This is a genomic window from Paenibacillus castaneae (assembly GCF_002884445.1).
In the GTDB taxonomy this organism is placed as follows: Bacteria; Bacillota; Bacilli; order Paenibacillales; family Paenibacillaceae; genus Pristimantibacillus; species Pristimantibacillus castaneae.
Genome location: NZ_KZ614144.1, coordinates 3,192,143 through 3,210,619 on the forward strand (window position 1 = coordinate 3,192,143; position 18,477 = coordinate 3,210,619).

General features: G+C 40.7%; 19 protein-coding genes. 16 read left to right on the top strand and 3 right to left on the bottom strand.

From position 1 onward, the window contains the following. The first annotated feature begins 11 nt into the window (after positions 1-11). The 14 genes from mnmH to metE all read left to right on the top strand — a co-directional run bounded on the left by mnmH (position 12) and on the right by metE (position 15,424). Positions 12-1,064, top strand: coding sequence for a tRNA 2-selenouridine(34) synthase MnmH (mnmH, locus tag CEF13_RS14225; protein ID WP_102711316.1), 1,053 nt, complete (start codon positions 12-14; stop codon positions 1,062-1,064). 21 nt (positions 1,065-1,085) lie between these two features. Beyond that, positions 1,086-2,207: a cysteine desulfurase family protein gene (locus CEF13_RS14230; RefSeq protein ID WP_102711318.1), complete on the top strand. Its 1,122-nt coding sequence runs from the start codon at positions 1,086-1,088 to the stop codon at positions 2,205-2,207. Between the two features lie 360 nt (positions 2,208-2,567). Further along, on the top strand, positions 2,568-3,869 hold the full coding sequence (locus CEF13_RS14235; protein WP_102711320.1) for an Nramp family divalent metal transporter: 1,302 nt from the start codon (positions 2,568-2,570) through the stop codon (positions 3,867-3,869). 151 nt (positions 3,870-4,020) lie between these two features. Then, positions 4,021-4,989: a BadF/BadG/BcrA/BcrD ATPase family protein gene (locus tag CEF13_RS14240; protein WP_102711322.1), complete on the top strand. Its 969-nt coding sequence runs from the start codon at positions 4,021-4,023 to the stop codon at positions 4,987-4,989. 141 nt (positions 4,990-5,130) lie between these two features. Next, complete coding sequence (locus CEF13_RS14245; protein WP_102711324.1) at positions 5,131-5,547, top strand: MerR family transcriptional regulator; 417 nt, start codon at positions 5,131-5,133, stop codon at positions 5,545-5,547. Further along, a complete protein-coding gene (locus CEF13_RS14250; protein ID WP_102711326.1) occupies positions 5,547-6,104 on the top strand; it encodes a hypothetical protein in 558 nt (185 codons plus the stop codon). The genes CEF13_RS14245 and CEF13_RS14250 overlap by 1 nt, the downstream gene beginning before the upstream one ends. 137 nt (positions 6,105-6,241) lie before the next feature. Then, a complete protein-coding gene (gene cdaS / locus CEF13_RS14255; protein ID WP_102711328.1) occupies positions 6,242-6,859 on the top strand; it encodes a sporulation-specific diadenylate cyclase CdaS in 618 nt (205 codons plus the stop codon). A gap of 92 nt (positions 6,860-6,951) precedes the next feature. Then, positions 6,952-7,626, top strand: a complete 675-nt coding sequence (rpiA, locus tag CEF13_RS14260; RefSeq protein ID WP_102711330.1) for a ribose-5-phosphate isomerase RpiA — start codon at positions 6,952-6,954, stop codon at positions 7,624-7,626. 42 nt (positions 7,627-7,668) lie between these two features. Then, positions 7,669-7,863: a cysteine-rich CWC family protein gene (locus CEF13_RS14265; RefSeq protein ID WP_166742791.1), complete on the top strand. Its 195-nt coding sequence runs from the start codon at positions 7,669-7,671 to the stop codon at positions 7,861-7,863. Between the two features lie 260 nt (positions 7,864-8,123). Further along, the gene (locus tag CEF13_RS14270) at positions 8,124-8,789 is read left to right on the top strand and encodes a FusB/FusC family EF-G-binding protein (RefSeq protein WP_102711334.1); all 666 of its coding nucleotides are present in this window, start codon (positions 8,124-8,126) and stop codon (positions 8,787-8,789) included. 477 nt (positions 8,790-9,266) lie between these two features. After that, complete coding sequence (locus tag CEF13_RS14275) at positions 9,267-10,352, top strand: GerAB/ArcD/ProY family transporter (protein ID WP_102711336.1); 1,086 nt, start codon at positions 9,267-9,269, stop codon at positions 10,350-10,352. Beyond that, complete coding sequence (locus CEF13_RS14280; protein WP_243864468.1) at positions 10,349-11,827, top strand: spore germination protein; 1,479 nt, start codon at positions 10,349-10,351, stop codon at positions 11,825-11,827. Before CEF13_RS14275 ends, CEF13_RS14280 begins: the two co-directional genes overlap by 4 nt. Positions 11,828-11,832: 5 nt before the next feature. After that, the gene (locus tag CEF13_RS14285) at positions 11,833-12,999 is read left to right on the top strand and encodes a Ger(x)C family spore germination protein (RefSeq protein ID WP_102711339.1); all 1,167 of its coding nucleotides are present in this window, start codon (positions 11,833-11,835) and stop codon (positions 12,997-12,999) included. Positions 13,000-13,135: 136 nt separating this feature from the next. Continuing rightward, the gene (metE, locus tag CEF13_RS14290) at positions 13,136-15,424 is read left to right on the top strand and encodes a 5-methyltetrahydropteroyltriglutamate--homocysteine S-methyltransferase (protein WP_102711341.1); all 2,289 of its coding nucleotides are present in this window, start codon (positions 13,136-13,138) and stop codon (positions 15,422-15,424) included. A gap of 322 nt (positions 15,425-15,746) precedes the next feature. On the opposite strand, the gene CEF13_RS29485 is transcribed toward metE, so the two are convergent. From CEF13_RS29485 to yjcZ, 3 genes are all read right to left on the bottom strand, one after another. Next, positions 15,747-15,869, bottom strand: coding sequence for a hypothetical protein (locus CEF13_RS29485; RefSeq protein WP_279588861.1), 123 nt, complete (start codon positions 15,867-15,869; stop codon positions 15,747-15,749). Positions 15,870-15,991: 122 nt separating this feature from the next. Beyond that, complete coding sequence (locus CEF13_RS29490; RefSeq protein ID WP_279588862.1) at positions 15,992-16,126, bottom strand: hypothetical protein; 135 nt, start codon at positions 16,124-16,126, stop codon at positions 15,992-15,994. A gap of 480 nt (positions 16,127-16,606) precedes the next feature. Beyond that, positions 16,607-16,720 carry a sporulation protein YjcZ gene (gene yjcZ / locus CEF13_RS28520; protein WP_146022714.1) on the bottom strand — a complete coding sequence of 38 codons (114 nt, stop codon included), beginning with the start codon at positions 16,718-16,720 and terminating at the stop codon, positions 16,607-16,609. A gap of 180 nt (positions 16,721-16,900) precedes the next feature. Between yjcZ and CEF13_RS14295 the strand changes: the two genes are divergently transcribed. Both CEF13_RS14295 and CEF13_RS14300 read left to right on the top strand, forming a co-directional pair. Further along, the gene (locus CEF13_RS14295) at positions 16,901-17,719 is read left to right on the top strand and encodes an AraC family ligand binding domain-containing protein (RefSeq protein ID WP_102711343.1); all 819 of its coding nucleotides are present in this window, start codon (positions 16,901-16,903) and stop codon (positions 17,717-17,719) included. A 70-nt stretch (positions 17,720-17,789) separates the two neighbouring features. After that, positions 17,790-18,422 (top strand): homoserine/threonine efflux transporter, encoded by a 633-nt coding sequence (locus CEF13_RS14300; protein ID WP_102711345.1) that lies wholly within the window; start codon positions 17,790-17,792, stop codon positions 18,420-18,422. The last annotated feature ends 55 nt before the right edge of the window (positions 18,423-18,477 follow it).

The window sequence follows — 18,477 nt, forward strand, 5'->3', positions numbered from 1 at the left end:
AGTTAAATACTATGTTTCAAGACATCACGATCGAGGAGTGTTCTGAGCTTCGAAACCGGAAAGAGCTCGTTCTTATTGATGTAAGATCTCCTTCAGAATATGAAGATGCATCCATACCGGGCAGCTTAAACATCCCGCTTTTTGACGATCAAGAACGTGCAGAAATAGGAACACTCTACAAGCAAGTGAGCCAACAAGCGGCCAAAGAAAGAGGCTTGGAAATTGTTTCAGCAAAGCTGCCGGCATTTATCAAAACATTCGCTGAAATATCCGGGAATAAGGCTGTTTTCTGTTGGCGCGGCGGTATGAGAAGCAAAACAACAGCTACCGTATTATCTCTGATGGGAATTCGAGTCTATCGGATAGCAGGAGGATATCGCGCATACCGCCAATATGTGGTGGAGCAGCTAAACGATATTCACTTCGAGCCGCAGTCATTCGTACTACATGGAAATACGGGCAGTGGAAAAACCGCCATTTTGCATAAAATGAAACTTAATGGCCATCCTGTCTTGGATCTTGAAGGGTTCGCTGGTCATAGAGGCTCCATATTTGGCGCAATCGGGCTAAAAACGCATAACCAAAAAACGTTTGATTCTTTGCTTTTAGAAGATTTGTTGACCTATAAACAATGTTCCTATGTACTATTTGAAGCGGAGAGCCGGCGAATTGGCAAAATTTCAGTTCCTGATCTGATGATGGATATGAGGGATAAAGGATACCACATCAATCTAGTGCTGCCAATTGAAGCTCGAATACAGCAAATTATAGATGACTATAAGCCTTGGGACAATATGGATGAGTGTATGAGATCGTTCCGGCTTATTAAGACTAGAATTCATACTCCGATTGCAGCTGAAATTGAGTCCTGCCTGCTGAGTGAAAAATATCATTCTGCTGTTGAGCTGCTTCTTCAATATTATTACGATCCTAGGTACTTGCATTCAACCACAGAACATGATGAGCTTGTTTCTTCAACGATAAAGGCTGAAAATGCAGATGATGCATGGGTCAAGATTGAGCAAATAGTAAAAGAAGTTATGAATTCAACGCAAAGCGTTTAATGAAACAGGCTAGGAGGAGCTATGAACCGTATATATTTGGACTACAATGCGAGTACGCCAATCGCTCCAGAGGTTATGGAGGAAATAATACCCTATCTGCAAAGCAATTATGGCAATCCTTCTTCTAGTCATTGGGCGTCCGTTTCAACAAAGGAGGCCCTTTCAGACGCGCGTATGAAGGTAGCGAATATGTTGAATTGTTTCCCAGACGAGGTCATCTTCACAAGTGGAGGCAGCGAATCCAATAATCATGCGTTGAAGGGTGTGTATTATGCTTTGAAGCATAAGGGTAATCATATTATTACCACTACGATCGAGCATCCTGCCATTCTGAATCCTTGTTCCTTCTTAGAGCAATTGGGAGCAGAGGTTACTTATGTAGGCGTTGATGATTACGGAAAAATATTGCCTGAAGCGATTGAAGCAGCCATCAATGAGCGAACCATATTAATCTCTGTTATGCATGCGAACAATGAAGTAGGAACCATCCAACCGATTGCAGAAATAGCCGCAATTGCCGAGAAACACGGTGTATTGTTCCATACCGATGCTGCGCAGTCCGTTGGCAAAATACCTGTTCATGTCGATCAATTGGGTGTCGATTTATTATCAGTTGCTGGGCATAAGCTATACGCGCCGAAAGGGATTGGCGCATTGTTTGTGCGCAGAGGAACACCAATAGAATCATATATTCATGGAGCCGGGCATGAACGCGGCAAGCGAGCTGGAACTGAGAATGTGCCTTACATTGCCGCATTAGGGAAAGCTGCAGAATTGGTCATACAAGCTCAGGATGAGCAACGCATGAGACAATTAGGCGAGTACTTCCTAGAAAGATTAATTTCCCGATTCGGCAATGGCGTTAAGTTAAATGGACATCCAGCCGACAGATTGCCGAACACTTTGAATGTAAGCTTTATAGGCTTGGATGCCAATGAAATACTGAATAATATTCCTGAAATTGCAGCTTCAACAGGATCGGCTTGTCATGCTGGTTTGACGACGATTTCTCCTGTATTAGAAGCTATGGGGGTAGACGAGCTTACTGCTCGTGGAGCTATCCGCTTTAGTCTTGGAAGATACACAGAACAAGAACATATTAATCAAGCGATGAAGTTATTGGAAAAAACCATAACTATTTAATGTCATTAAACAATCAGACATAATTCTAACAAGATCAGCTTTATGCAGCCAATCTTGATAATCACAAAAGACGTATACTGGAAGCATTGATCGTTGCAACGTAATGATCGGCTATCTTGCCAGTTGCGTCTTTTTTAATTTTTTATCGATGACTATTGCACAAATTTGAACCTAAGACCATAAGATTCTAACAGGGCGAAAAGTTTTGGGCGGGGTTTCTTGTTCTGTCTTTATCTTTCTCTACGGCAACAATTTCTGTATGTGCTGTTTACAAATTAAAATTATAGGAATATAATCGTCTAAATGTTGCCTTAGATAAACTTAATTGCACAAAGACAAACTAAGCTTGGAGGAACACCTATGCTTGAACCATTAAAACAACAAAATGAAACTCAAATCATAATAAAAAAGAAAAGGGATACACTGAATACGGAGTCCGTACTTAGTGGAGGAGGGAAAGGATTGACAAGATTTCTTCCATTCCTTGGTCCTGCTTTCATAGCTGCTGTTGCCTATCTCGATCCCGGTAATTTCGCAACAAATATTACGGCAGGTTCCCGGTATGGGTATCTTCTGCTATGGGTCATTGTCTTTTCCAACTTAATGGCTGTATTAATTCAAGCCTTATCAGCCAAGCTTGGAATCGCCACAGGAAAGAATCTTCCGGAAGTATCGCGTGAACAACTTCCAAAGAAGGTTTCGTTATTTCTATGGGTTCAGAGTGAGCTCGTCATCATTGCAACCGACTTAGCAGAATTTATAGGAGCAGCATTAGGGCTTTATTTATTGTTTGACATTCCTATGCTGATGGCTGCTTTAATTACAGCTGTAGGCTCTTTTGCCATCCTTGAACTGCAGCGACGAGGAGTACGTACATTTGAAGCAGGGATCAGTGCTATGATTCTGATTGTTGCATTGGCCTTTGCTTTTCAAGTCATACTCGCCAAGCCCGATATCGGCGCAATGGCCGCAGGTATGGTAACACCAAAGTTTCAAGGGGTTGACAGTGTTTTACTTGCTGCTGGAATACTTGGAGCAACCGTTATGCCGCATGCCATTTATCTTCATTCCTCACTTACCCAAAGAAGGATTGTCGGACGAAATCATCGTGAGAAAAAACGGATTTACAAAATGGAACTATTCGATATCGTCTTTGCAATGGTGATAGCTGGTGCAGTAAATTTGGCTATGGTAGTCATCTCAGCAGCATTATTTTTCAAAAACGGTCTTGATGTAGAAGATCTAGAGGTAGCGTTTCATCAGTTCGGACAATTAGTTGGACCTTTCTCCGCCATGCTGTTTGGCCTTAGCCTGCTTGTTGCTGGCCTAGCCAGTGCCTCAGTTGGAACCATGGCAGGTGATGTGGTTATGCAGGGCTTTATCAAGAAACGTATTAATTTATATGTGCGCAGAGCGATTACAACGATTCCTCCTCTTGTAATCATCTGGAGTGGCATCGACGCCACAAAAGCTCTAATCATGAGTCAGGTAATCCTATCTTTCGGTATTGCTTTCGCTTTGATTCCACTCATCCTATTTACAAATAACAAAAAAATAATGGGGGAGCTTGCCAATCGATCAGTTACTAAAGTGTTAGCATGGATCATTGCAGGCATCGTTGTCTCTTTGAACTTATTTCTAATTGTAGATATGCTCATTTAGCGGCAATACAAAATATGAATCGACTCAAAGATCCTCTATTTAAAGAGGATCTTTGTTTTTTATAGTGGGAGGATTGATGCATCCAACAGAGAATTTTAATAATGAAGATACATACAGAACCGATTTTATTCACATTTGACGGGAGAAAAGAATGATGGAGCAGCTATCGAAAGATATCGTTATTGGAATAGATGGCGGAGGCACCCACACGCGAGTAATGGCCGTGGACTTAAACGGAAATGTATTGTCCTACATTGAGAAAGGCGCTTCTTCCATCTATAAAGATTTGCAAGCGAAACAAAATGTACATCAGGCAATCGAAGAAGCATTGCACCTATCGGGGAAGAAGGTAGAACAAGTACATGCTTTGACGGCAGGAATTGCAGGCTTAGATTCCGATTCCGACCTTGAATGGGTCGTTCCATTGACCGAATTAGAGGGATTGAATTGCCGGAAGGAGCATGTCAACGATGCAGTTGTAGCCCACAGTGGCGCTCTACTCACCGAACCTGGCATTGTAGTAATAGCTGGAACAGGTTCTAATATATACGCAATTAATGAAGAAGGTCAGCGGATCAAAAATTATGATCTGACTCATTATGCAGCTAGTGCCGCCAGATTTCTAGCTTACGACGCCACTTTTGAACTATTAGCCGGCAATATCGATGAAAGCGATCAAGAATTGGTGCGTGATATTGTTAAGCACTGGAACGTATCCTCGGTCGAAGAGATGTCGCAGCTCGCACGATACGGCTTTGCTGCAGCTAAGAGAGAGCGCGATAAGCGGTTTGCACAACTCGCACCAACCATAACTGCTGCGGCATTAAACAATTGTAAATTGGCTAAACTCGTTTGTGATCGAGCAATTCATCAGATAGCAGTCGGAGTGGAACCAGAAATTAAGGTTTCTTTAATTGGAAGCGTAGTCAATAGTCCATATTTCCAGTCTTCACTCGCTATTCGAATGAATGAGGGTAAGAACAAAAAATATCGTCTTATACAACCAAAATTCTCACCCGCAGCCGGAGCTGTGCTGCTAGCGCTAAAACAACTCGAAATTCCAATCGATGAGCCATTATTACGTAATCTCAGTCATCACCCACGATCCATAAATGGATAGCTCCTGACCAAACCAGAATTCTAAAGAAGAACGTCTTTAGAATTCTGGTTTTATTTACAATACGCATACTGTTACAGTATACTGTATATAATACAGTTAAGTGTAATAGTTATACAAGAATGTAAAGGAAGGTGAGTTCAGATGAATCATTACACAGCAAAGCAAATCGCTGAGATATTGCAAAAGGAAGATTCGCAGATGAATTTAAGAACGGTCCGATATTACACTCAAATTGGAGTCATACCGTCTTTAGAGCTCGTTGGCAACAAACGAGTGTATACCGATAATCATCTTCATTATTTTCGAGCTATTCTAACTTTATCGAAATGTGGGGAAACCTTATCTGGCATCCAGGAAAAATTACATGAGCTAACCATGGATGAAATAATAAAAATCGGTGAAAAATTACCCCTTTATCAAACCGAACAAATGATGAATCATGAAACGCATAGGATTAGCGAGGATGTCTTTATTTCGTTCAATTCTCAAACTTCTCCAGAACTTAAATCGAAAATAATAGAGACTGTATCACAATTAGTGAAAGGAAGGGATATTTAATGATTTCTGTGAGAAAAGCAAAGTCAAAGCTGGAAAACCATGAAGGAATGAATCATTTATGGATTCAATTGCATCCGATTGGCGATGCTCAGAATGTTCGAGTTCAAATCAAGCTCCCTCCGGGCTTATATCGCAGGCGCAATCTCAGCAGCTTTTTTGAGGATGATGCTGGAGAAATTGTTATCTATGAACCTAATAAGACAGACGCCTTCTTCATTGAGATTTACACAAGTGAACCAGTTAGCTGTGGAAGCAAGACGATTGTTATTTCTTTGTCTTACAACGATGTGAATGGTGACTTTATCCGATTGGAACATGCTGTTGGAATGGAAATTGTTGAAGAGGATGAAATGAACGATGTTTGCATCGATGACGAAGTTGTAAGGCTGGTTAAGGAGCTTCAACTATATAATGAACAAAATAACAATCCCTATATGAATGATTCCTCCCTTTCAAAACCTCTAATCATCGATCCAGAGCCATGTTCTGATCTCGAAAAGAAGTATCGGATCGATGGACATATAAAAGTGGAGTGCTGCAGGCTGGCTGTCTCATAAGGAGACAGCTTTTTTTTATTAACAGATGTAACTAAAGCCGTAATCGTCGGGATGTTCATGTATAAAAGAAGGGGAGTTAAGCAGAATAGTAGTAATCGTATGCGACTAGCGGCAGTTATTTGAGAGAGGGTGAGCGCATGGATGAAAACAAATGTGATTTTTCTCCAATGCAGGTGGAAGTAAAGGATCGTTTACAACAACTAAGTTTATCGATTGAGACCTTGATAAAGGGATTAGAACATAGTGATACCAATTGTTTGTTGAATGAGTTTCATCATGCTAAAGAGAAGTTTATAGAAACGGAATCACTTGCATCCACCTTCTACTTGAAATGTTATCTTGCTCCCTATACCGATAAATATAACGAATTATCTAAAGCGATTTCCAATTTATCTCATCGTCGCCATGGAGCGCTTCTTATTGTAGAAAGATCAGATCCTATCGGTCCGTTTGTGACACCAGGAGTTAATCTTGCTGCAACCCTGACCCATTTATTATTAGAATCTATATTCATTCCTGGCGGCCCATTACATGACGGTGCAGTACTCATTCAGGGCGATCAAATCGTTTCTGCAGGAAATGTACTTCCCCTAACCAACAGGGTATCGGAACAGAAGAAATTGGGTACCAGGCATCGGGCAGGACTGGGACTATCTGAATTAACCGATGCGCTGGTCATTATCGTATCAGAAGAAACAGGCCAAGCATCCTTTAGTTTAAATGGAAATCTATATCCGTTTTCCCCCGTGTCATAAACACCTTACATAATCGGAATCTACCGATAATAAAATTCGCGAGCTTAATAGGTTATAATACTTATATATGACCCAAAGAGGGAGGGAATGTTATGGAGTCGAAGAGGTTAGCTGCTGAGAGCGCAGTTCATTATATTAAAGACGGCATGGTTATCGGGTTGGGTACGGGTTCAACCGCTTACTGGGCAATAAGGAAGATAGGTTTGCGAGTTCAAGAAGGGCTCCAAATTAGAGCGGTGGCAACTTCCAAACAAACAGAGGAATTGGCGCAAAAGTCTGGAATCCCAATCATAACTTTTGCAGAACTTCCTAAACAAATCGACATTACAATTGATGGCGCAGATGAAGTTGATCCGAACATGAATATGATAAAGGGCGGTGGCGGCGCTCTACTCCGCGAGAAAATCGTCGCAACAGCAAGCAGCCAGATGATTGTTATTGTGGATCAAAGTAAAATGGTTGAGCATTTAGGAGCATTCCCATTGCCCGTTGAAATCGTACCGTTTGGATGCGAGTTTACGATTAGGCAGATCGTTGATCTGGGCTGTACGGCTATACTTCGGATGAATGGGGAAGAACCCTTTATAACAGATAACGGAAATTATATAGCAGATTGTGCATTTGGTACAATTAGTGAGCCAGAACAGTTAGGGTACCAACTTAACAGCCTCCCGGGGGTTGTTGACAATGGGCTCTTTATTAAGCACGCCCATAAAATTATTGTCGGATACAGTGACGGCACTGTAAAAATGCTAGAAAGAAATTAAGATTCCTTGGATTGGATATAGCTGATAGAGGAGCTAAACAATTTGAACAACAAAGAAGGTAAATTAGATGATCAGCGTTGTCCCTTATGTGGAAACTTAAATAGGTGCAGCGTTGAAAGCCAGGAGTGCTGGTGTTTTCATACGAAAGTTCCGCAAGAGCTCATTGATCAAATTCAAGTGGAGGTACGAGGGAAAGCTTGTATTTGCCGCAATTGTATTGAATCAATAAATAAATAGAAACACATACCATGTAAATGTAAGCTGACTGGAAGTTGCGGCATTTGCGGGATTTATTTTATAATGTAGAGAAAGGGAGGCGATAGGAATGGCAAATCAGATTGCCGGAATAAGAATCTGCTCATGCAAAGCCTAATATAAGGGCGATACTTTGCATGGGGTCGGACTGAAATGATGTCGCCCAATAGAAGCTAATATCGTTTCTAATACTAGGCTTTGCTCCTGCTATTTCTTCATTATAAACAAGGAGCTGAAAAGCAATGGATAAACCATTTATTAGAAACCATCAATATAACTTGATAAAAAAACAGGCGAGTCTGCTGCAAAATGCCTGCAATACCGTATCCGATCGAAAAGTGGTGGAGGCGGTCAGGTCCAGCACGCTTATTAAAATGATAGAAGCTTTCCCGGAAGCAACAGAGCTTCAAAAACAATATTTGGAGAAGCTCTCAACGTTGAATAAATCGGAAGATTTCCAGCGCTACTTGCTTTCTTTGGAACCATATATGACTGAATTTCCACAGCTTTCAGCTGCACAAATCAAGAAGCTTTTTCCCAAAGTAAAAAAGCTGAAGGTTCCCGATTTGGATGCTATGGATTACCGTTACGTTACGTACATGGGCTGGACTGATATTGCATCGAATAAGATGTTTATTGTGTATCAGCAAAACGGACAGCATATTGGCATTGAAGGGAAATTTACACCCACTAATAAGAAAAGCGTTTGTTTCTTGTGTAATCGTCATGAAGAGGTCGCTTTATTTACGGCGATTTCTAAATCGAAGCCAGCTAATGCTTCGCCTGACTACTACAAAGCGATTGGCAATTATATGTGTGTGAACAGCGACACCTGCAACAAGAACATCTCAGATATTGCCGCTTTGGAAAAATTTATAGGCCATTTACAAGGAAAACACGAATCGTAGAGAATAAGAGGTTTACAGAGTCTATTCAGACTTTGTAAACCTTTTTTTATTTCCATTATTACTAATAAAAGGTACAATCAAGTGATGAGTGTAATATTACGTACTGCCTTTAGGAGTGTGCAATCTCATGGGAGACAAACTAGATGGGCAATTAACTTTTGAAACCTATAACCGACATACATGGAAAAAATAACAGAAAATCCGGGTACCCCTATAGCTTATGGAATTCGAATCATTAGTAATCAACAGATTAATGAAGTAATGGTTACATACAAATACATGGGTTTGACCTTTAAAAAACAGTTTATTGTAGCCGATTGGCCAATGTCTAATTTCTAAAAGATCATATTAATACAAAAAACATAAGATGCAAGGTTGATCTCACAAGAGTGATGATCGACCTTTTTTTATGCATAATCTTCCCAAGTAAGGGGATCCTATCAGGTGATATTATACCCATAACCTGGAGGAGTAGCAGTGGAGGTATCCTTTTCTAGATTGCAAATGATGTTCTTGCTGTTGCTGTCGCTTGGTATCTCGAATCATGTGCTTATCATTCCGCATCTCCTTAAAGCTGCGGGAAGAGATGCTTGGATCAGTATTTTGTTTGCGTACCTGATATTAACAGGTTGGAGCTTTATCCTTTATCTGATTCTCAAATCCATGCATACTTTATCGTTCAATACTTGGCTTAGTGGCCGACTTGGAAACGTTGGTTTCTGGATTATTGGTGGAGCGATCGCTATATATTTACTATCCGCGGGAATGCTGATCATTTATGATACAACAAAAAATGTAAGCATCTATTTTCTCCCTAGAACATCCAATATCATTGTCATTCTCAGTTTTATCTTTATTTCATACAGCGCGGCAAGGTCAGGACTCAAAACGATCATGTATATGTCATCTTTATTATTGCCGATCGTATGGCTGTTGGGAATAGGCGTAGCTGTGTCCACAAGGGGCAGCAAGGACTATGGTATGTTATTTCCTATCTTAACGGAAGGAATAAATCCTGGACTGCAAGGCGGGGTTATTGTATTTGGCGGAAGCATCGATTTGCTCGTGCTGCTGTTCTTGCAACATAAACTGAGCAAGCCCCTGAATTATGGCAGTGTTTTTGTACTGCTTACCTTGTTAGTGGGCCTCATTATTGGTCCTACAATGGGATCCATTGCCGCATTTGGTCCTTCACAAGCTGCAAATATGCGATTTCCCGCCTTCGAACAATGGAGACTGGTTATGATCGGACGTCATATTTCTCATGTGGACTTTTTAGCTGCATTTCAATTGATGGCTGGAAGCATAGTGAGAACCTCTCTTATGATCTATCTAATATATGATCTAATTGGAAGCAGATTCCCGAAGTATCGACAAACGGTAATGCTATGCAGTGTAGCGATTATGTCTATTCCTTCGATTTTCATGATAAGCGACATTTGGATGCAAGAAATGATTCACAATTACTATTACACCTATTCATTCTATTTCGGTGTACTTTTAACAGCCGCTCTTTTTGCCATAACCTATTTTCCACAAAGGAAGGAAAGGAAATTATTATGAATCAATCACCTGAAGAAGCTATGCTTTTTGAGAAATTGGAATTCGAGCTGCGCAACAAAAGCTTGACGGCTGAGCAACTGAAGCAATCTTTTTCCTCTTATTCAGATATCCAGTTTCCTTCCCTTCCGGAATTTGAAATGTCGGATAAATTAACGGCGCTTTACTGCGAAGGTATGGTTGATAAAACGCAGCTTAACGAATACCTCACCAGAGTCTGCCAGTATATAAATCATACGTTTTCCCATCTGAACGATGCTTCTGACAATTCCGATGAATTGCCTCTGCTTGAAGTAAAAGAAACGATCGGAGATATGGTCGAAGGATTGTTCACTGGAAGCCTGATCATATTTCGGGAGGGAAGCGCTAACTTTTGGCTAGTTGGCATTTCCAAGGTTCCGCAGCGTTCCTTGCAAGAATCCAATACGGAAATATCCATTAAGGGACCAAAGGATGCTTTCACAGAAGATTTCTTTACCAATATATCCCTTATCAGAAAACGGATGCAAACGGCAATGTTATTCAGTGAGCAGTTTGTCATCGGCAGCTTAAGCAAGACGAAGGTGTCCCTGTTATATCTGAACAATAAAGCTAATCCCGATATGATAAAGGAAGTACGTAAACGATTGGAAACATTCGAAGTAGAAACCGTTGTAAGCAGCGGTCAACTGGAACAATGGTTGTCAGATCGAACCTTTTCCTTGTTTCCCTTGTTTGATTATATGGGACGACCTGATTTCGTCATTGAAACACTGCTGCGCGGGAGGTTTGCAATTATTGTAGACGGTTCGCCAATGGTGCTTATCGGGCCAAGCAATTTCTTGGAGTTATTGAAATCGCCTGAAGATGTTCATTTCCCTTACTACAGCGTTATATTTCAAAGAGTGCTGCGCATTATTGGCCTGCTGCTCAGTATTTTCTTGCCAGGCTTCTGGATTGCTATTGCTACTGTAAATCTGGACCAAATTCCATTCGCTTTACTCGCAACGGTAGTCATTTCCCGAGAAGGGGTCCCGATGCCTACGTTCCTAGAAGCACTTTTGCTATTATTCCAATTTGAACTGCTTCGAGAAGCTGGTGTTCGGCTGCCGAAGGCAGTAGGACAAACGATTGGAATTGTTGGCGGTCTTATTATCGGAGATTCGCTTATCCGAGCAGGACTTGCATCACCAACCTTGCTTGTCATTATAGCGATATCCGCAGTGGCATCCTTTTGCTTGGTTAATCAGTCTTTATCGGGTACCGTCAGCTTCCTGCGATTAATTATTTTGTTAGTATCCTCATACCTGGGCATATACGGCTTCTTCCTAAGCATGTTCGCTATTTTGATCTATCTTTGCCGACTTGAATCCTTTGGTCTCGCTTATTTAGAGCCTGTGTCCTCCTTGCGAATAAAGGATTTTCTGGCTGCATTTTTAATCAATCCGTTCAGAAGATCACATCCCTCTTCATCGATGATAAATAAACAGAAAAGGTGAGTTAGGTGATACGAAAATCGATATACATTCTGTTATTTACAGCAATATCCGTTTCCGTTTCGGGTTGTACGACTGACGTCAAGGATATCGAAAAGTTAAACTATGTGTCTGCCATAGGCGTAGATTATAAAGATGGAAAGTATCACGGCTATATACAATTCATAGATTATTTCTCAGCTGCGAAAACAGCTGATGGGCAGAAACAACCTGCAAAAATTTGGGTTGGGGAGGGGGTAGGGGATAATTTTGAAGAATCGCTGTTTAATCTTTATCGAACGGCGCAAGAGAGAATTTATTGGGGACACTTAACGGCTATAGTCATTAGCGAGGCAGCATTTAAACAAGGAATTGGAAGCATATACGATAGTTTTGTTCGATATTCCGAATTTCGCCTTACACCTTGGGTATATGGTACAAATGAATCGATCAAGGACATATTTTCCACGACTGGATTTTACGGACAGTCCCCACTCAGCACGATTCTTCATGAGCCTGAAGGCATATATTCTCAGACCTCTTTAATTAAGTCGATTAAGCTTCATCGATTGATCAATCAGATCAACGAGCCCGGCTTCACTTCTTGTATTCCGATGCTTGCTATAAACAAGAAGCAATGGACTGAAAAAAACACGTCTGAGCCAAAATTGTTGATTAACGGTGCGATTTTTCTTAAAAATGAATATTATCGAAGTTACATTCCCCTGAAGGAGTTATCAGGACTTCGTTGGATACAGTCCGAATCAGTAAGAGCGGCTCTCACCATACCTAGCAAGAAGGACTCAACTGTACAAATAGCAATTGATGAGCCCAAAACAAAGCTGAAACTGATCCATATCGAGGATAAGCCTCATTATAATGTTGATATGAAGGCTACAGGGTATATCGTCAGCCGGACAAAAAATAACTTAATGGGGCTGGAGGAGCTAACCGAAAAAACGAAGGAGGCCATAGAAAAAGAAATTAGGGATTTATATCAGACAGGATTAAAAAGAAGAACAGATGTCATGAATTTGGAGTATAATCTGTACCGATATCATTTCCGTCAATGGAAAGCTATGTCCCCGGCAGAAGATACATGGCTTGCCCAAAATACGATTCATAATATCCTTATTGATCTAAATATTACACACTCTAGCTCAGAAAAAGTGACAAGTATCCAACGCAGCAAGTGATAACACCGTGATCATAAATGAATGAACACTTCCGATATAGCCTTAGGCTATAACTAGATATAGTTTAATCCAGTTACACTATATCCACTGATACGTGATATCTTTCTAGTAACAATTCGTATAGGAGTGTTATTAGATGGTGAAAAGCAGTGTTTTGGGATATCCACGTATTGGTGCCGATCGAGAATGGAAGAAAGCGCTCGAAGCGTTCTGGTCAGGCAAGCTTGAAGAATCGGAGTTTCATTCACAAGTTCAAAATATCCGTTTGAATCATTTGCGTAAGCAGCAAGAAAAGGGCATTGACTTCATCCCGGTAAATGATTTCAGCTATTACGATCATATTCTTGATACAGCAGCAATGTTTGGCATTATTCCGAAGCGATTTGCTTATGAGAGCGGCGTTGTACCATTGTCTGTCTATTATGGCATTGCCCGTGGGACGAAAGAAGCAACAGCAAGTGAAATGACCAAGTGGTTTAATACCAACTATCACTATATTGTGCCTGAATTAGATGGAGTAACACCGATTATTACCGAGAACAAACCCCTCTTGGCATATCGAGAAGCTAAGGAAAAGCTCGGAATCGAAGGGAAGCCCGTTATTGTCGGTCCGCTAACCTTCCTCAAGCTTTCCAAAGGTTATGAACTATCAGAGACCGATGAGTGGCTGGCTAAATTGATTCCGCTATATGTTAAGATCCTTCAAGAGCTGGCACAGGAAGGGGTTCAATGGGTACAGATTGACGAACCGATTCTAGTAACGAAATTAAACGCCGCTGATCTCCAGAGACTAAAGACGATATATGGAGCGTTCGCTGCTGCTGTGCCTAGCCTTAACATTATGCTTCAAACTTATTTTGAGTCCATAGAGAACTACACTGACATCGTTACATTGCCCGTCAAAGGAATAGGGCTGGATTTCGTACATGGATTGTCCGGCAATATATCGTCGATTCAAAAATCGGGTTTTCCTGCGGATAAGGTACTCGGTGCAGGGATCATCGATGGCCGCGGTATTTGGAAGGCGTCTCTCCACGAGAAACTAGCACTGCTTGACAAATTAAATGAACATGTAACGCCAAACCAGCTAATCGTCCAATCGTCGTGCAGCTTGCTGCATGTTCCAGTCACGGTGAGAAATGAAACGAAGCTCGTAACTGAACTAAAGGATGCTCTCGCATTTGCTGATGAGAAGCTGGACGAGCTTGTCCTTATAACAAAGGCAATTTCCACAGGAAAAGCATTCATCACAGATGAACTGGAAAGATGCGAGCATGCACTTCTGGCACTCAAGCAATCAGGTGAGCGTAATCGTAATGACATTCAGCAGGCCGTAGCTGCTATTAGTGCTCAGCAACCAGTACGTAATCTGCCATTCTCTGAGCGGCATATCGTTCAACAGAAAAAATGGCAATTGCCGATTTTTCCAACGACAACCATTGGCAGTTTCCCGCAATCCATAGAGGTGCGCAATGCCCGTCAACAGTGGCGTAAAGGTGTATGGAACAATGATCAGTATGCCAGCTTCATCCGCGATCAGATCGATATCTGGATTAAACTTCAGGAAGAGATAGGTTTGGACGTACTTGTGCATGGTGAATTTGAACGGACGGACATGGTCGAATTTTTCGGTGAGAAGCTCGCTGGCTTCGCGTTCACACAGTATGGATGGGTTCAGTCTTACGGTTCACGCTGTGTGAAACCGCCAATTATATTTGGAGATGTTGCGTTCGAGGAAGCGATGACCGTCGAGGAAACAAAGTATGCGCAGTCGAAGACCGAACATCCTGTTAAAGGCATGCTGACTGGTCCCATTACGATAATGAACTGGTCGTTCGTCCGTGAAGACATTACGCGTGAACAAATCGCCTATCAACTGGCCTATGCGCTTAGACAAGAGGTAGAGGCGCTTGAGAATGCAGGCATTGGAATGATTCAGGTTGATGAGCCTGCCGTTCGCGAAGGGCTGCCGCTTAAGGAAAAAGATCAAGCGAATTATTTGGAATGGGCTGTCAAAGCGTTCCGGATGACAACATGTACGGTTCAAGATACGACACAAATTCACACGCATATGTGTTATTGTGAGTTCCATGACATGATTGATTCGATTGAAGCAATGGATGCGGATGTGATTTCGATTGAGACATCTCGCAGTCATGGTGAACTGATTCATAGCTTCGAGTTAAACACATACAAGCTGGGCATAGGTTTAGGCGTGTACGATATCCACAGTCCGCGTATACCGCGAGTGGAGGAAATGACCAGCATGATCGAACGTGCCTTGCGCGTGTTGGATCCGGAGCTGTTCTGGATTAATCCGGACTGCGGACTAAAAACTCGTGGATTAGAAGAAACTGTCCAATCCTTACGCAATATGGTTGAAGCGACGCAGATCGCTCGCGCACAGCATTCCGTAATCAAGTAATAATGGACAGAAATTGCGTAATTAAGAGAATAGAGAGTAGATGAAGAAAGGGCGATATTCCGCAGTCATGTGACTATTCGGGATATCGTCCTTTTTGTTATTCGTATCCATCATTCGGGTCTAACACTATTGATTGGTCATCTTGAGTGATGAGTCCGAGTATGTACTCATGAGAAATTCGACAAAGATCATTGATATTATTTTATTCATACTTTGGGTGCTAATGAGGTCGATTTCATAGAATTCCAATATGACTTCCAAACATGAATTGAAAGTATGGAGAGGGCCGCTGCTTAAAAGACATATGCCCATACATTTCTTTTTATTTCCCGTCTTCTTTTGCCTTCATTAGCGCCCATACTTTTACACAGTCTGTAATAACAACTAAAATCGCAATTATTATGGCTAAATCATCAGCAGTTAATCCTCCCTTGTCAGATTTCATCTCAAAACCTCCTATAATTGTTATACTCGCTGGAATAATCCTTAAGGTAGAAACAAGAAAGCCCAAAATAATGGGCCGTCTCATTTATGCTGTTCGAGAATTAAAGAAATAGAGTTTCGTAATTAATATACATTATTGTTATTGTTCGAATAATTATCCTCGTTGTTTCTTTCATTGCCGCGAACACTTCCTAAACTGCAAACGATAATAACCAATAATATAAAAAGGACCAATATCGTACCAACGTTATTTTCCATGGTTCTATTAACCTCCTTATAACTTAAATATTGTTTGAATCTTTGAATAAAGATAGGCATCATGAATGCATGTAACATACAATTAATACGTTTGTAGTTGAATCAACCGAACAATTATTCACCTCCATACGTTCCGACTACCATGTAGAATATGTATTGATAGAGCTTAATGATTGGATGTTTGTCCTGATATGATACTAGCCTTATATAAAAGGAAATAGACGCTATTTGAATCAGTAGTTCAATATTAGCAATAACTAATAATAATAATAATTTATTTACTACAAAAAAAAAGACCCTTCGATGGTGAAGAGTCAGGCGAATAGCGTTAGTCTCTATATGTTATGTAATGATTTCAACACGTTTGAATGGATTCTATTGTAGAGATGTTAAATCGCAAAAGACCCATAGGATGAGTCTTTTGCGATGTTTGCTTATTTATTTGAAGCCTTAATCCCGTATATAATAAATCGAACTTATTTAGTAGCCGCCACAGCCGCCGCCAAAGAAACCACAGCTACAAGCAATGATCACCAACAAAATGAACAATACCAAGATAATGCCAATATTATTTCCACCAACAAAACCGCCCATCAAACATTCACCTCCTAATGTTTAAAGTACATTATAGATTATGTGCGTAATGCCGTAAGGGTTTGGACGTTTGTTCCGTAAGGCGGAGAAGAATCTGCAGCAATCGCAATATCATACAAGAAAAGTTTTTTCATTCATGTTATTGTTAAAATGGTCATGACCGCATAGGGGGATAGCCGGATGTTAAATGAAATCCGAACGATTTATATTGATACTGATTTAGATATAGAAGCCTATCGATTTAAGGGCATTATGCAAAAATTCCCTGCTCATTTTCATGAATATTATGTAATCGGCTATATTGAAGAAGGGCAGCGTCATTTAGTTTGCAAAGGTGAACAATATATTATCAATCCAGGGGACTTATTATTGTTCAACCCATTTGAAACTCACAGCTGCGAGCAAATAGATGGCAAAACACTCGATTATCGAAGTATTAATGTGAAACCAGAAGTAATGCAAAAGCTTGCTTTTGAAATTAATGGAAACCAAGACCAACCAAGCTTTAATCAAAGCGTTTTATTCCAAAGCGAGCTTATAGCCAATTTCAAAAAACTTCATTTAAAGCTTTCAAAGGATGAGAGTGTGTTTGAGAAGGAGGAGTTATTCTTATATTTCATGGAAGAGCTCATTAAGAAACATACTGACCTTACGGTTCTTTCACAAGCGTCTGAAGCCTCTCACGAAATCAAAACAGCGTGTAAGTATTTGGAGGAAAATTACGCAAAAACAATAACACTTAATGATTTAAGTGACATAACGGGCTGGAGTAAGTATCGCATACTAAGATCATTCACGAAACAAATGGGAATCTCTCCTTACTACTACTTGGAAACGATTCGAGTAAATCATGCGAAAAAACTTCTGGAGCAAGGCTTAAAGCCGATTGAAGTCACTTTTTTAACTGGATTTAGCGATCAAAGCCATTTGACTAAATTTTTCAAAAGACAGATTGGATTAACTCCCAAGCAATATATGAGAATTTACCACTATGCATAATCGTCCATGCAGCCGCTGCATGAGATAAATTATGGCATGTTTGTTTCCAAAGACAAGAAGGAGAAGTAGAATGGATAACTTAATTGCATATAGTCTGATGGCCCTTATGATGTCTATGCTGCCCGGTGCAGATACGGTACTTATTATGAAAAACACGCTTAACCACGGAGCAAAAGCTGGGCGTTATACGATATTTGGGATGGCGACAGGTCTTACATTCTGGACTGTTATTGTCGTTCTCGGGTTGTCGGTTGTCATAGCCCAGTCCATATTTCTATTTAATACAATCAAATATTTGGGTGCTGCATATTTGTTCTACTTAGGGATAAGAGCATTTTTCACTAAAAGCATATTAGCGATAGAGGATGTTCAAGCAGAAAGTCAGGGTACTAATGAGAAGCTATCCCGCCGCCATTGTAAGGAATCCTATCTGCAAGGTGTAGTCAGTAATATTCTTAACCCGAAGACCGTTTTGGTCTACATTACTTTCATGCCGCAATTCATTGATCTTAATGGAGATACCAACCAACAACTAATTTTATTAGGATCAATCCTCACGTTAATTGCAGTAGGATGGTTTTTGATTGTCGTTTATTTATTGGATCATGTGAAAAAATGGCTGAAAAAACCTAAGTTTCAAAAAGCTTTTCAAAAATCCACAGGAGTCATGTTAATCGGATTTGGTGTAAAAACGGTTGTTTAATCAACTTAAGCTTATATTCAAGCTTTTGACAATTGCGTTCTTCCCGTGATATGTT

Excerpts from the sequence above, each read along its gene's own strand:
- mnmH (WP_102711316.1), top strand. The coding sequence starts at position 12 with ATGTTTCAAGACATCACGATCGAGGAGTGTTCTGAGCTTCGAAACCGG.
- CEF13_RS14230 (WP_102711318.1), top strand. The coding sequence starts at position 1,086 with ATGAACCGTATATATTTGGACTACAATGCGAGTACGCCAATCGCTCCA.
- CEF13_RS14235 (WP_102711320.1), top strand. The coding sequence starts at position 2,568 with ATGCTTGAACCATTAAAACAACAAAATGAAACTCAAATCATAATAAAA.
- CEF13_RS14240 (WP_102711322.1), top strand. The coding sequence starts at position 4,021 with ATGATGGAGCAGCTATCGAAAGATATCGTTATTGGAATAGATGGCGGA.
- CEF13_RS14245 (WP_102711324.1), top strand. The coding sequence starts at position 5,131 with ATGAATCATTACACAGCAAAGCAAATCGCTGAGATATTGCAAAAGGAA.
- CEF13_RS14250 (WP_102711326.1), top strand. The coding sequence starts at position 5,547 with ATGATTTCTGTGAGAAAAGCAAAGTCAAAGCTGGAAAACCATGAAGGA.
- cdaS (WP_102711328.1), top strand. The coding sequence starts at position 6,242 with ATGGATGAAAACAAATGTGATTTTTCTCCAATGCAGGTGGAAGTAAAG.
- rpiA (WP_102711330.1), top strand. The coding sequence starts at position 6,952 with ATGGAGTCGAAGAGGTTAGCTGCTGAGAGCGCAGTTCATTATATTAAA.
- CEF13_RS14270 (WP_102711334.1), top strand. The coding sequence starts at position 8,124 with ATGGATAAACCATTTATTAGAAACCATCAATATAACTTGATAAAAAAA.
- CEF13_RS14280 (WP_243864468.1), top strand. The coding sequence starts at position 10,349 with ATGAATCAATCACCTGAAGAAGCTATGCTTTTTGAGAAATTGGAATTC.
- metE (WP_102711341.1), top strand. The coding sequence starts at position 13,136 with ATGGTGAAAAGCAGTGTTTTGGGATATCCACGTATTGGTGCCGATCGA.
- CEF13_RS29485 (WP_279588861.1), bottom strand. The coding sequence starts at position 15,869 with ATGAAATCTGACAAGGGAGGATTAACTGCTGATGATTTAGCCATAATA.
- CEF13_RS29490 (WP_279588862.1), bottom strand. The coding sequence starts at position 16,126 with ATGGAAAATAACGTTGGTACGATATTGGTCCTTTTTATATTATTGGTT.
- yjcZ (WP_146022714.1), bottom strand. The coding sequence starts at position 16,720 with ATGGGCGGTTTTGTTGGTGGAAATAATATTGGCATTATCTTGGTATTG.
- CEF13_RS14295 (WP_102711343.1), top strand. The coding sequence starts at position 16,901 with ATGTTAAATGAAATCCGAACGATTTATATTGATACTGATTTAGATATA.
- CEF13_RS14300 (WP_102711345.1), top strand. The coding sequence starts at position 17,790 with ATGGATAACTTAATTGCATATAGTCTGATGGCCCTTATGATGTCTATG.